At 63.4% G+C, this 12,938-nt stretch carries 12 protein-coding genes; 4 read left to right on the top strand and 8 right to left on the bottom strand.

Annotated features, from left to right (window positions below; translation table 11 throughout):
* Nucleotides 1-119: 119 nt before the first annotated feature.
* Nucleotides 120-2,381, bottom strand: a complete 2,262-nt coding sequence (recG, locus tag ACFRFQ_RS18350) for an ATP-dependent DNA helicase RecG (protein WP_378660429.1) — start codon at nucleotides 2,379-2,381, stop codon at nucleotides 120-122.
* 91 nt (nucleotides 2,382-2,472) lie between these two features.
* On the bottom strand, nucleotides 2,473-4,158 hold the full coding sequence (locus ACFRFQ_RS18345; RefSeq protein ID WP_378660426.1) for a DAK2 domain-containing protein: 1,686 nt from the start codon (nucleotides 4,156-4,158) through the stop codon (nucleotides 2,473-2,475).
* 357 nt (nucleotides 4,159-4,515) lie between these two features.
* Between ACFRFQ_RS18345 and rpmB the strand changes: the two genes are divergently transcribed.
* Both rpmB and ACFRFQ_RS18335 read left to right on the top strand, forming a co-directional pair.
* On the top strand, nucleotides 4,516-4,707 hold the full coding sequence (rpmB, locus tag ACFRFQ_RS18340; RefSeq protein ID WP_003942669.1) for a 50S ribosomal protein L28: 192 nt from the start codon (nucleotides 4,516-4,518) through the stop codon (nucleotides 4,705-4,707).
* Between the two features lie 139 nt (nucleotides 4,708-4,846).
* Entirely contained in the window at nucleotides 4,847-5,641 is a 795-nt protein-coding gene (locus tag ACFRFQ_RS18335) for an enoyl-CoA hydratase-related protein (protein WP_378660423.1), read from the top strand.
* 24 nt (nucleotides 5,642-5,665) lie between these two features.
* On the opposite strand, the gene ACFRFQ_RS18330 is transcribed toward ACFRFQ_RS18335, so the two are convergent.
* The 3 genes from ACFRFQ_RS18330 to ACFRFQ_RS18320 are packed head-to-tail and all read right to left on the bottom strand — an operon-like array spanning nucleotide 5,666 to nucleotide 7,899.
* Nucleotides 5,666-6,358: a uracil-DNA glycosylase gene (locus tag ACFRFQ_RS18330; protein WP_378660420.1), complete on the bottom strand. Its 693-nt coding sequence runs from the start codon at nucleotides 6,356-6,358 to the stop codon at nucleotides 5,666-5,668.
* Nucleotides 6,358-6,879, bottom strand: a complete 522-nt coding sequence (locus tag ACFRFQ_RS18325) for a gamma carbonic anhydrase family protein (RefSeq protein WP_378660417.1) — start codon at nucleotides 6,877-6,879, stop codon at nucleotides 6,358-6,360. The genes ACFRFQ_RS18330 and ACFRFQ_RS18325 overlap by 1 nt, the downstream gene beginning before the upstream one ends.
* Before the next feature lie 9 nt (nucleotides 6,880-6,888).
* Nucleotides 6,889-7,899, bottom strand: a complete 1,011-nt coding sequence (locus ACFRFQ_RS18320) for a thiamine-phosphate kinase (RefSeq protein ID WP_378660415.1) — start codon at nucleotides 7,897-7,899, stop codon at nucleotides 6,889-6,891.
* 126 nt (nucleotides 7,900-8,025) lie between these two features.
* Here ACFRFQ_RS18320 and ACFRFQ_RS18315 point away from each other — a divergent pair, with 126 nt between their 5' ends.
* A complete protein-coding gene (locus ACFRFQ_RS18315; protein WP_378660412.1) occupies nucleotides 8,026-8,622 on the top strand; it encodes a DUF3515 domain-containing protein in 597 nt (198 codons plus the stop codon).
* Between the two features lie 40 nt (nucleotides 8,623-8,662).
* Here ACFRFQ_RS18315 and ACFRFQ_RS18310 read toward each other — a convergent pair whose 3' ends face one another.
* From ACFRFQ_RS18310 to ACFRFQ_RS18300, 3 genes are read right to left on the bottom strand one after another with little or no spacing between them, the layout of a single operon-like run.
* Entirely contained in the window at nucleotides 8,663-9,769 is a 1,107-nt protein-coding gene (locus ACFRFQ_RS18310; protein WP_378660409.1) for a D-alanine--D-alanine ligase family protein, read from the bottom strand.
* Nucleotides 9,770-9,823: 54 nt separating this feature from the next.
* Nucleotides 9,824-10,975 carry a cystathionine gamma-lyase gene (locus tag ACFRFQ_RS18305; protein ID WP_378660406.1) on the bottom strand — a complete coding sequence of 384 codons (1,152 nt, stop codon included), beginning with the start codon at nucleotides 10,973-10,975 and terminating at the stop codon, nucleotides 9,824-9,826.
* Nucleotides 10,972-11,970: an NAD(P)H-dependent glycerol-3-phosphate dehydrogenase gene (locus ACFRFQ_RS18300; RefSeq protein WP_378660403.1), complete on the bottom strand. Its 999-nt coding sequence runs from the start codon at nucleotides 11,968-11,970 to the stop codon at nucleotides 10,972-10,974. The genes ACFRFQ_RS18305 and ACFRFQ_RS18300 overlap by 4 nt, the downstream gene beginning before the upstream one ends.
* A 170-nt stretch (nucleotides 11,971-12,140) precedes the next feature.
* On the opposite strand from ACFRFQ_RS18300, the gene cofC reads away from it, so the two are divergent.
* Complete coding sequence (gene cofC / locus ACFRFQ_RS18295) at nucleotides 12,141-12,863, top strand: 2-phospho-L-lactate guanylyltransferase (RefSeq protein ID WP_378660400.1); 723 nt, start codon at nucleotides 12,141-12,143, stop codon at nucleotides 12,861-12,863.
* Nucleotides 12,864-12,938: the final 75 nt, after the last annotated feature.

The following is a 12,938-nucleotide window of genomic DNA, read 5'->3' as shown; positions in this document are numbered from 1 at the left end:
GGAAAAACTACCGTGAATTCCGTCCGCACAAGCACACGGCATCCCACATCTTAGAACTGAATCGAGAAACAAACGTGATGGTCCTGCGGCTATTCGTATTCAGTTCGTCGTCATACTTCTCACGATTTCTCGAGATACTCGATCCGATCGGAGTCCAGGGCGGCGCTCACCATCGACGCCAGTGCGGGATGCTGGGCGAGCGCCGGATCCCGTTCGACAACCCCGGTCGCGAAATCACGCGCGGATTCGAGAATGTCACCGTGCGCGATGAGCGAGAGCAATCGCAGGTTGGACGTCGTGCCGGATTGCGCAGCTCCGAGGATGTCTCCCTCACGTCGCGTCGCGAGATCGAGTTGAGCCAGTTCGAAGCCGTCGTTGGTGGCGGCTACCGCGGACAGTCGCTCGTACGCCGGTCCGCCGGGGCTGCTTCCCGTCACGAGAATGCACAGTCCCTGGTGTTTTCCACGCCCCACCCGGCCACGCAACTGATGTAGTTGGCTGACACCGAAACGCTCGGCGTCGACGATCACCATGACCGTCGCGTTCGGCACGTCCACACCGACCTCCACGACAGTGGTACACACGAGTACGTCGATGTCGCCGACGTTGAACGCGCTCATGACAACGTCTTTCTCGTCAGAAGGCAGGCGACCGTGCAGGAGACCGACACGCAGATCGGACAGCGGGCCGCTGGACAACTCCTCGAAAACGTCGACGGCCGACTTCGTTTCGGGCTGCTTCTCCTCGGTGAACTGATCCTCGCCCGCAGCAGGTTCGCCGTCACCGATACGAGAACACACGACATAGGCCTGACGCCCGTCTGCGACGTCCTCACGAATCCTGGCCCACGCCCGATCCACCCACGCGGGCTTCTGCTTTGCCGGCACAACGCTGCTCTTGATCGGGCTACGCCCACGAGGCAATTCGCGCAACGTGGACACTTCCAGATCGCCGAGCACCGTCATGGCAATCGTGCGCGGAATAGGAGTAGCCGTCATGACCAGCAGGTGGGGGCTCAGACCGTCGCGGGCTCGCGAGCGTAGGTGATCTCGCTGTTCCACTCCGAACCTGTGCTGCTCGTCCACCACGACCATGCCGAGGTTGAAGAACTCGACACTGTCCTGGATGAGGGCGTGAGTTCCGATGACAATTCCCGCATCACCGGTCACCGCGTCGAGAAGGGCGGCACGCTTTGCCGCGACGGGGAGTGAACCGGTGAGCAAGGCGATCCGAGTGGAGTGCTCGGCCGAACCCAGCTCTCCCCCGGTTGCGAGCGGGCCCATCATCGCGCGCAGGGACCGCGCATGCTGATTGGCCAACACCTCGGTGGGCGCAAGCAGTGCACATTGGTATCCCGCGTCAACCGCCTGGAGCATCGCCCGCAGCGCCACGATGGTCTTACCCGAGCCGACCTCACCCTGCAGGAGTCTGCTCATGGGGTGAGTCTGCGAGAGATCGGCCGCGATCTCCGCGGCGACGGCTTGCTGCCCTTCAGTCAGGGTGAACGGCAACATTTCCTCGAACTGCTCGGCGATACCGCCCGCGACGGGCAGGCACGCCGGTGCCACCCGCTCGGAATTGTCGTGACGGCGCATCGCCAGAACCAATTGCAGCGACAGCGCCTCGTCGAACCGCAATCGCTCGCGGGAACGTTCGATGTCGTCCTTGGTATCGGGCAGGTGCACCGTTCTCAGTGCCTCGTCCAACCCGACAAAATGATGTTCGGCCAGAGTCTCGGCCGGGAGTGGTTCGGGAATCGGATCAAGTTGGTCGAGAACTTGCCGGACGCACCGCATGATCGTCCAGCTCTCCACCTCGCGCGTGGCCGGATACAGCGGGATGAATTCACGCTCGAAAATCGAGTAGTCGAGTTCGGCGCCTGGCGCCGAACTTGCACGCGCCAGTCCCGCGAGATCGCCGGCACCCTTGACCGCTTTCAAGGGAACCACCGAATCTTCTTCCCCGGCACGAGGTTCCGGCAGGATCAGATAGCTGGGGTGCGTCAGACTCCACTTGTTCCGGAAGTACTTGACCGTGCCGGAGAACATCGCCCGTACGCCGGGCTTGATCGCGTGCTTCACCTTGTACGGGTTGAAGAAGGTGACGTCGACCGTCTGCGTGTCCGTCGTGAGCGAGACCTTGAGCATCTGGCCCGTGCGGGACTTCATGTTCACGATGTTCGCGGACGCCACCCGAGCGATGATCGTGATGTGCTCGCCTTCCGGCGGTTCCTTGTCGGCCAGTTCCTTACCGGCCGACGCGTACCGGTGGGGGTAGTGGCGCAGCAGATCCTCGACCGTGTGAATCTCGAAGGCCTCGGCCAGCGCGTCCGCGGTCTTCTTTCCCAGGAGCCGATCCAAGGTGTCGGCGAGCGTTGCCATGTCAGTTTCCTCGCAGATCGAAATGCACAGGTATTCGTATATCAGTAGCCGCCGACACGCATGCTCCGGACAGGACTACCCGACAAACGACTCACTCCACGCCCAGCTGAAAGAGATCCCCCGGCTGACCGCCCTGATAGATCAGCACGTCGACGCCGGGGTAGGTGCTGATGACATGCGCTTCCATTCGCTCGGACAGGCCGTCGGCGGCGTCGGCGCCCATGAGCAGTGTGACCAATTCGCCGCCTGATCCCAGCGCTAGATCGATCAAACGCGCTGCGGACGCCTCGACGTCCGGTCCGATGACCACCACCTCGTGACCCATCAATCCGATCGCATCACCGGGGTCGCAGGTTCCGACAAACGTCAGCGACCGCTCCACGGCGATCCGCAAGGATCCCCACCGAGTAGCCGCTGCCGACTCGGACATGGTGAATCCGTCGTCGGCGACGTTACGACTGCCGTCGTGGACGGCAAGCGCCGCCAACCCCTGGACCATCGAGGATGTCGAGAGCAGAAGCACCTGGTGCAGCGGATCTCGGGCCGCCGCGCTGACCGCGACCAGTTCCTGAGCGCTCAGCGCGCCGTTGGGCAGCACCAGCACTTCGGTGCGGTCCATGGTCCGGATATGGCCCAGGAGTTGCGCGCGGGTCACCGGCGCGTCGTCGCATCGCAGTACCGAGGCACCTTCGCTCTCGAACAGCGCCGCAGCACCGTCGCCGGCCACAACGGCGAGCACACCACGCGCATCGTGGCCCTGAAACTTCATCTCCTGACGAGCGACCAATTGATCACGTTCGTCGACGAGGAAACTGCTGATCCGAATCCCGTGCACCCGGCCGGCTTCGAGGCCTGCCTCGACTGCAGCGCCCGCGTCACAGCAATGCACGTGAACCGACCAACCACCGAATCCGTCACTGACAATCACAATCGAGTCGCCGAGCACCGCCAATCGGGTGCGCAGAGCCGCCATCAGATCGTCATCGGATTCGTCGACGAGGTACATCACCTCGAAGTCCTGCGCCGAATCGTCGCCGCACTCGAGCGGACCCGATTTCCGGTCCCAGTCATGGTCGCGTCTGCTGACCTCCGCGATCAGACCGTGATTGCGGCCGGCGCCCAGTTCCGCCCGATCCGGTGAGCTCCCCGACACCGACTCGACCAAAGCGTCCAAAATCACCAGCAAGCCAAGTCCACCGGCATCCACGACACCCGCCGAAGCCAGCACGTCGAGTTGCTGTGGGGTTTTGACCAGGGCGTGCGCCGCCGCGTCTGCCGCGGCGAGTGCAACGGACTGGAGATCCACGCCGACGCACTGCGCGGCCGCTTCACCCGACGCCCGGAGAACGGTCACGATGGTGCCTTCGACCAGATCCGTCACCGCGCGTGAGGCAAGCTCGGTACCCGTCTGCAGTGCTTCCGCGAGATCGCGCCCGTTGATCCGCTCCCCGCGTACCGTCTCCGCAATCCCACGAATCACCTGGGACAGGATGACGCCGGAATTGCCGCGTGCTCCCGCCACCGCTCCCCGCGCCAGCGCATTGGCGGTGCGGGTAGCGCTGGTGACGTCGCCGTCCAAAGCCTCCGCAGAATCGAGCGCGGCACGCATCGTGAACAGCAGATTTGTGCCGGTGTCTGAATCAGGGATGGGAAAGACGTTGAGGCTGTTGATCTCGCCGCGCCGCTCCTCGAGGCAATCGACCGATCGTCGCGCCCACCGACGCAACAGGAGACCGTCCGCGGTCGCGTCCGCTCCCTGACGTTGCACGTCCCCCACTGGCAATCCCCTCTGCGGAAATGTCCCCCTCGACAGGGACGGAAACGAATGCTGTCGAGGGTAGTCGGGCACACTCCGTAATCACCGTTTTGCAGGCCGGTTTGGTCAATCCACCGGTCAACAGTTACTGTTACACGGTTGCCTCGAACGGGCTACACCAAATATTGCTGCAAACAGTGCACTTCGGTGCATCGTTTACAACAGTGTTCTGTGTTGTCACGCTCGACTGCACCGTAAGCGGTCAGGGACCGATTCGGTATCGCAAGATCCACAGCGTATATTCGAATTGTCATTCTGCCCGTCCTACCGTGTAGGGTGACCACTTCAATATTCATTTCTAACAAGGAGTTCGCGACTATGGCTGCCGTCTGCGACGTATGCGCCAAGGGGCCCGGCTTCGGTAAGTCGGTCTCGCACTCGCACCGGCGTACCAATCGTCGCTGGAACCCGAACATTCAGTCTGTTCGTACCGAGGTTGCCCCGGGTAACACCCGTAAGGTCAACGTGTGCACCTCCTGCCTGAAGGCAGGCAAGGTCGCTCGGGGCTGATTGCCCGAGCACAACGATTGCAAGCTCTGCCCCCGTCACTTCGGTGTCGGGGGCAGAGTTGTTTTTGTCGTTCTTTGTCCTGTCTCTGTCTGGGTCCCTCTTGCGACGGCCATGACACCCCACCCGTAATGTGCGTGAGGTGACTTCCATCGATGACCTCAGCAAAGTAACGCTCGACGAGGGCGTACTCCGCATCACCATTTCCACCGCCGCCAACGGCACCTCCCTCGACGACGAAGGGATGGTCCAGGGCGCGCTGGCACTGGAACAGTTCGGCAACGACGTCGGCAGCATCCTCCTCGTCGGCGAGGGCGGAAACTTCTGCGCGGGCGGAAATGTCCGCGCCTTTGCGTCGGCTCCTGATCGCGGCGAGTACGTCGGGGAAGTTGCCCGGGTATTCCACGTCTTCGTGCGCGCCCTCGACGCGGCGTCTGCCCCTGTTGTTGCCGGAATACACGGCTGGGCTGCGGGCGCAGGCATGAGTTTGGTGTGCCTCGCCGACGTCGCGATCGGTGGCACCAGCACCAAACTTCGCCCGGCGTACCCCTCCATCGGATTCACTCCAGACGGCGGAATGTCCTGGACGCTCCCCCGCATCGTCGGCGCAGCTCGCGCTCGTGAAATCCTGCTCAACGATTCCGTACTCGGCGGCGACGAAGCCGTTCGCCTCGGCATCCTGACACGCCTCGTCGGTGACGACGAAGTTCAGGAAGAAGCCGCTCGGCTCGCACGCAGCCTCGCCCACGGCCCGTCGTCGTCGTACGCCGGCATCAAGGAACTGTTGCGCTCGTCACGAACCAACACGCTCGCCGAGCAACTCGACGCCGAAGGAGCGTCCATCGCGCTTGCCGCCAACAGTCCGATCGGCCGCGAGGGCGTCGACGCGTTTGTCGAGAAGCGTCGCCCCGATTTTGTAGCTGCCAAGCAGGCTTGACACGCTCGCGTGACCGGACCGCTCTCACCAGAGTGGTTCGGTCACGCTCGCGGTTGATCCCAGATTCCAGTCGACCGGGGTGGCCCCCATGTCCGTCAGCAGTTGGTTCGCCCGACTGAACGGGCGCGAACCGAAGAACCCGCGCGACGCCGAAAGCGGTGACGGGTGCGCAGATTCGATAATGGGGGTGTCTCCCAGTAGCGGTGCCAGCGTTGCGGCGTCGCGGCCCCACAGGATGGCAACCATCGGAGCGGGCCTGGCCACGAGAGCGCGAATTGCCTGTTCGGTCACCGGCTCCCACCCCTTTTTCCGATGTGACGCCGCCGCCCCGGGCGCTACGGTCAGCACACGATTGAGCAGCAGCACACCCTGATTCGACCACGGTGTCAGATCCCCGTCGTCGGGAATCGGCAGCCCCAGATCCTGGTGGTATTCCTTGTAGATGTTGACCAGACTGCGTGGAACGGGTCGAACATCGGGGGCAACCGAAAAGCTCAGGCCCACCGCATGACCGGGGGTCGGATACGGATCTTGCCCGACGATAAGGACTTTGACGTCCTCGAACGGATTCGTGAACGCGCGCAGCACATTCTCGCGAGCGGGCAGATAGTCACGGCCTGCTGCAGTCTCGTTGTCGAGGAACCTCTGCATCTGGGCGATCTGCTCGGAAACCGGTTCCAGCGCCGTGGCCCAGCCGGATTCGATGTGGGTGTCCATCAGTCGAGCCTGCGCAGGGCGTCGCGGTAGTACGCGGCGTTGGCGGAGTAGTTCGCGACATTCGCTTCGAGATGACCGAGCGGAACTTCGTAACCTTCTCGAATCTTGGCAGGAACTCCCAAGGCCATGCTGCGCGGTGGTACGACAAAACCGCGGGCGATCACGGCGCCGGCACCCACAATCGACCCGGCACCGATCACCGAACCGTTGAGCACGATCGACCCGGATGCGATCAGGCACCCGTCCTCGATCGTGGACCCCTCGATGTGCGCGTTATGGCCCACAACACATCCCGCGCCGATAATCGTGGGTTCGGTAACCGTGCAATGAATCACGGTGCCGTCCTGAATGTTCGATCCAACACCCACCGAGATGGTTCCGTAGTCACCACGCAGTACGGCCTGCGGCCAGATCGATGTTCCCGCAGCGAGGCTCACGTTGCCGATCACCACTGCGTCGGGATGTACGTACGCGTCCGGATGAATGTCCGGAACCTTGCCTCCTAGTGCATAAACAGCCATGAGGAGAACCTATACCGCGGTGGTGCCGGTAGCCGAAAAGCTGTGCCAGCCGCCGCCGGATTCACGGAGTTCGCCGTCCACCACAACTCCGGCGCCGGCAACGACGTCGCCGATCACGGTCCACCCCGAAGGCAGGTTTTCGCCCGCTGCAAAAGTCGCGGCAAAACCATGATCTTCGCCACCTTCGAGTATCCACTCCGATGGATCGAGCGCCAGAGCAGCTGCGGCTTTCGGCACGTCGGCCGATGTCGGCACAGCACCGGAATCGATGCGGACCTGGACGCCCGACGCCACCGCGAGGTGACGAAGATCGGCGATCACCCCGTCCGAGATATCGGTCATCGAGTGAGCAGTATCGGCCGCGGCCCACGCAGACTCGTACGGCGGCGCCGGAACGCGATGGAGCTCCAACAGGTCCGGGAACGATCGATCGCCCGCAAGCAGCAACGCCAAACCTGCTGCCGAACAACCGAACAACCCGGCAACGGCAACACGGTCACCCACCTGGGCGCCGGATCGCATGACTGCCCGTCGTCCACCCAGGTCGCCGAGAACAGTCACCGAGACAACAATGTCCTGCGACTGCACCAAATCCCCACCGACGATGCCGGCACCGAGATCCGTTGCAGCATCCCAGATTCCCGAGGATATTTCGTCCATCACGTCGATGGGAGTAGACGGTGGGCAACCCAACGACACTGTGAAGGCGCTCGGCCGCGCACCCATCGACACGATGTCGGCGGCGTTCTGCGCCACCGCCTTGCGTCCGATGTCGCGAGGCGCGGACCAGTCCAGCCGAAAATGCCGTCCCTCGATCAGCATGTCCGAGGAAATGACGACCCGGCCGTCGGCTGCAGTGACAATCGCCGCATCGTCACCGGGACCCAACTCCGTCGTCAGCGGTTGAATCCGACCGGCAAGAGAGCGGGCGATCACGTCGAACTCCCCCACCTGCGCAACCGTGCGGGGCGATGAAGATGCCTGTTCGTGCGAGGTCGATCCTGATGACGAGATGAGCACTCCCTTTTTTCTCAGCGCAGATCGGACCGAAAGCGGCCTGCGGTACCGTCAAAGCAGTGGCAATTCTACCGATGACCACGCGAGCACCCGCAGCAACCAAACGAAGAACCGAACGAAGAACTGAGCATGTCTGAAAACACGTCCCCCGAGACGAACGAGCCGGACGGCACCGACCTCGACGAGGTCGAGCGTCGTAGTCCGGCATTGATTGCTACCGCCATCGCGCTGCCGGTGGCCCTGATCGTCGGGCTGGTGATCGCCGCCGTGATCGCCGGAAAGAACCCCACGCTCGAACCGGTCGCACTCGGCCCGGTTCCGGCGCCCAACGCAAATTCGGAAGCCTGCGTCTCACTTCTGGAGGCACTTCCCGAGGACATCGACGACTTCACCAAGGCCGAGCTGGCGGAACCCGCACCAGCCGGCGCCGCTGCCTGGCAACGCAGCGAGAGTGAACCGATCGTCCTGCGCTGCGGACTCGACCGGCCCGTGGAGTTCGATCAGGCCGCTGCACTTCAGGTAGTCAACGGCGTCCAGTGGTTCCAGATCTCGGGCACCGACATCGGCTTGGCCGCCAGCACCTGGTTTGCCGTCGATCGCGGCGAGTACATCGGAATTACCGTTCCCGACGGCACCGGCCCCACTCCGATTCAGGAAATCTCGGACACCATCTCTGCGACGATCCCGCAGCAGCCACTCGACCCGGCGCCGATCGCGGTTCCCTGATCGGCGCGGTAGGGGGCCGGGCAATCCCGGCCCCCTACCGTCAGCGCAATCCGGTCCCGCGGGCGAGCGCCGTGTCGACCAACGTGGAAAGCAAAGTGCCGTAATCGATTCCGGTTGCCTTCCACATCTTCGGATACATCGAGATGGACGTGAATCCTGGCATGGTGTTGATCTCGTTGATCACGGGCCCGTCTTCGGTGACGAAGAAGTCCACTCGCGAGAGTCCCTGGCAATCGAGTGCGGTGAAGGCGCGCACCGCCAACTCGCGAATCTGATCACTGACAGCCTCGTCCAAGTGTGCGGGGACGTCGAATTCGCAGACGTCGTCGAGATACTTGGTGTCGAAGTCGTAGAACGCGTCCGAGTCACCGTCGTCGGCGGGCATCCGGATCTCTGCGACCACACTCGCCTTGACGTCGCCACTGGGGAACTCGAGCACACCGCACTCGACTTCCCGCCCGATGATCGCGCCTTCGATGATGACCTTCGGATCATGCAGGCGAGCGTGGGCGATCGCGCCCTCGAGGCCGTCCCAACCGGTGACCCGCGTGATGCCGATCGACGATCCGCCGCGAGCCGGTTTCACGAAGACCGGAAGCCCCAACTGCTCTTTCTGCTCGTCGCTCAGGGTCACCGTTCCCGGACGAAGGACAACCTGCACACCGACCGGCAACCCCTCGGCAGCAAGCAGTTTCTTGGTGAATTCCTTGTCCATACCGGCGGCACTCGCCAGCACACCGGGACCGACATACGGAATGCCGGCCATTTCCAGCAGCCCCTGGACGGTGCCGTCCTCACCGTACGCACCGTGCAGCACGGGAAATACGACGTCGACGGTTGCCAGGACAGAACCCACGTCTGTTCCGTCGAGCGCCAGCAGCGCACCGGAACGCGTCGGATCGGCAGTCAGGGTCAGCGCCGTCCCGTCCTTGTCGACGGTGGGCAACTCGCGACCACTGATGGCCAGCGATTCGGGATCGGTGGAACCGAGAACCCACGCCCCGTCGGCGGTGATGCCGATCGGCACGACGTCGTAGCGTTCCGGATCGAGATGCGCGAGGACGCTCCCGGCGGATACGCACGACACAGAATGTTCATTGCTCCGGCCACCGAAGATCACGGCTACACGGGTACGGCTGTTATTCACGCGTCAAACCGTACCGTCGAATCGACTTCGGCACGCGATCGGGCAGTGGATAAATTACCGACTGGGTGTCAGTCCGCCCAGGGCGCGCTCGACATCCGCCAACAAATCCACTGTGTCCTCGATGCCGCACGAGATCCGGACAAACCCTTCACTGACCTGATCTCCCCACCGAGCCCGGCGGTCGGCGGTGGTGTGGATGCCGCCGAAACTGGTCGCGGAAGTGACAAGTTCACTTGCCGCGACAAAGGAATGGAAGGCCGCTGCGGATTCCAATTCGATGCTCACCAGACCGCCGAACCTATGCATCTGCTCCGACGCGATGGCGTGCGACGGATCGGTTCGCAGCCCCGGATAACGGACGGACCTGACAGCCGGATGCCCGGACACCATGTCGGCAAGCGCCTGCGCATTGTCACAGTGGCGGCCGAATCGCAGCCCAGCCGTTCCGAGACTGCGATGCGCAAGCCACGTCTCGAACGGACCGAGCACCGTCCCGGACAGCAGACGCTCACGCTCGACCTTCGCGGCGATATCCTGCTCGGACGTGGCGATGTAGCCCATCAACAGATCACTGTGCCCGCTCAGGGCTTTCGTTCCGCTGGCCACCACGACGTCCGCCCCCAGTTCCAGCGGACGTTGACCGAGCGGAGTTGGGGTCGTGTTGTCCACCACGAGGATTGCTCCGACGCGGTGGCACTGCAGTGCCAACGTCCGAAGATCGACGACGTCGAGTGTCGGGTTGGACGGTGTCTCGGCGACCACGACAACGCGTCCCGGCAGCCCCGCCAGCAGATCCGCAAAACTCGGATCACCCATTCCGGCCGTCGACACCTCGCGAACGCCGATTCCCAGCAGGGCCAGAGCTTCTTGGGCGTAGCGTCGCACCTGGTAGTAACCGTCCGACGGAACGACGACGGTATCGCCCGACTGAAGCAGGCTGCGCAACGTCACCGTGACGGCGGACATCCCGGACCCGGTGACAACGGTGTGATCCGCGCCTTCCAGTGTGCCGAGCGCAGCCTCCAGTCCGCGCCAACCTGGATTCGAGGCACGGGCATAGGTGTCGCTCTCGCTACCCTCGACTTCCGAAAGCTGGTACGGCGCAGCGAATACCGGCCCCAGCTGCATGGGTTGACCAGGTGCGTGCGAACTCCCGACGCTGCTTACACACCGGGTGGAATCGCCGTAGCCGTCGACGGGCGTCATTCCGGTTTGGTCCGCCGGCCGAGCAGTTGGCCTATCGCCTCACTGACCGCGATTCCTTCGTGGCACACGCGATGAACGGCATCGGTCAACGGCATCTCGACGTCGTATCCGGCGGCAAGTGCGCGCACGGACGTGCACGATTTCACGCCCTCGGCTACCTGACCGTTGGTGGCCTGCTGCGCCGACTCCATGGAACCGCCACGCCCCAAGCGCTCACCGAACGTCCGGTTTCGTGACAGCTCCGACGTGCAAGTGGCAACAAGATCGCCGACGCCGGCCAGCCCCGAGAACGTGGATGCCTGTCCGCCGAGCGCAACGCCGAGCCGGATCGTCTCGGCCAGTCCGCGCGTGATGATGCTCGCGACCGTGTTGTCGCCGAATCCACTACCTGCCGCCATTCCGCACGCCAAGGCGATCACGTTCTTGCAGGCACCGCCGATTTCACAGCCGATGATGTCGGAGTTGGTGTACGGCCTGAAATATCCTGTGGCACAAGCATCTTGAAGAGCCAATGCCCGCGAGGAATCAGTGCAGGCGATGACGGTCGCGGCCGGTTGACGGCTGGCGATCTCACGCGCGAGATTGGGACCGGACAGCACGGCGACACGACTGGGTTCGACGCCGGTGACCGACACGATCACCTGACTCATCCGCATCAAGGTGCCGGTTTCGATGCCCTTGGCCAGGCTCAGGAGAGTCGCGTTCGGACCTATCGAATCCTTCCACTGCTCGAGGTTCCCTCGAAGTGACTGCGACGGGACGGCCAGAACGACGAAGTCTGCTCCGTCCATCGCCTCCTCGTGGCGATCCGTCGCACGAATCGACTCGGGCAACGCGATACCAGGCAGGTAGTCACTGTTCTCGTGCGTCGCGTTGATCCGGTCGGCGACTTCCTTGCGGCGCGCCCACATCGTCACCTCGGTGCCGGCCTCGGCCATGACCTTCGCCAACGCCGTTCCCCATGAGCCTGCACCCAATACTGCTGCCTTACTCACACAGTCACCTCGTCTACCCATCGTGACGTTCGCCAGGACGCCGGTTGTGTTGCGACCCGGCAATGAAATCGCCTGCACAGACTATCGCCCGGACCGAACTCGGGTCGGCAGACGCCCCGGTGAGGCAGGCAGAGACAGACATGGTGGCAACCGACTGGCAAGATCGAAGGATGACCAGTGCGAGGCCGAGCGCAACCAGATCGGAACATCCGCGCCCGATGCATGCCATCGTCGCGGTGAAAGACCTCCGATCCGCGAAGTCCAGGCTGGCCGCCGAACTCGACGTCGACGCCCGTGCCGATCTTGTTCTCGCGATGCTTCACGACACTCTCGCCACGGTTACGGGTGTGCCTGCCATCGACGGCGTCACCGTGGTGACTCCGGATCCGACCGTCGCCGCACTCGCGTACGCCGCGGGAGTGAACGTGTACGCCGATCCCGATTCGAGTAGGTCCACGAATTCAAGTAGGTCCACCGAGGATTCACTGAACTCTGCCCTCGACGCAGCAGCCACCCACATCCGCGCCGAACACGGCACGGTGGATCTTGTTGTCATCCAAGCGGATCTTCCGTCGTTGCAACCGGCCGAACTGCTCGAAGCCCTCAGTGCTGCCCGCTCCGGCGGCCGTTCCATCGTTGTCGATCACCACGGAACCGGCACCGCAGCACTGTTCTCGTGCGATCCCGACCTCCCGCTCGATCCACGATTCGGCCCCGAATCCGCGCGCGGCCACACGGATTCCGGCGCCCGGCAACTCAACGGAGAATGGCCGGGACTGAGAACCGACGTCGACACCGCAACGGATCTCGACACTGCTCGCGCGCTCGGCGTCGGCCCGGCAACTCTCGCGTCGTTGACGCGGTTCCATCGCGCCACAACCAACACGCATTGACCTTTTTCGATCATCGATTGTCGAAGCGCGCAATTGTGGGGGATGATCGACACGTGAGCAACGGCGAAGCACTCG

Source organism: Rhodococcus sp. NPDC056743 (assembly GCF_042790355.1).
Classification (GTDB): Bacteria; Actinomycetota; Actinomycetes; order Mycobacteriales; family Mycobacteriaceae; genus Rhodococcus_F.
This window is presented reverse-complemented; position numbering and strand designations above follow the sequence as displayed.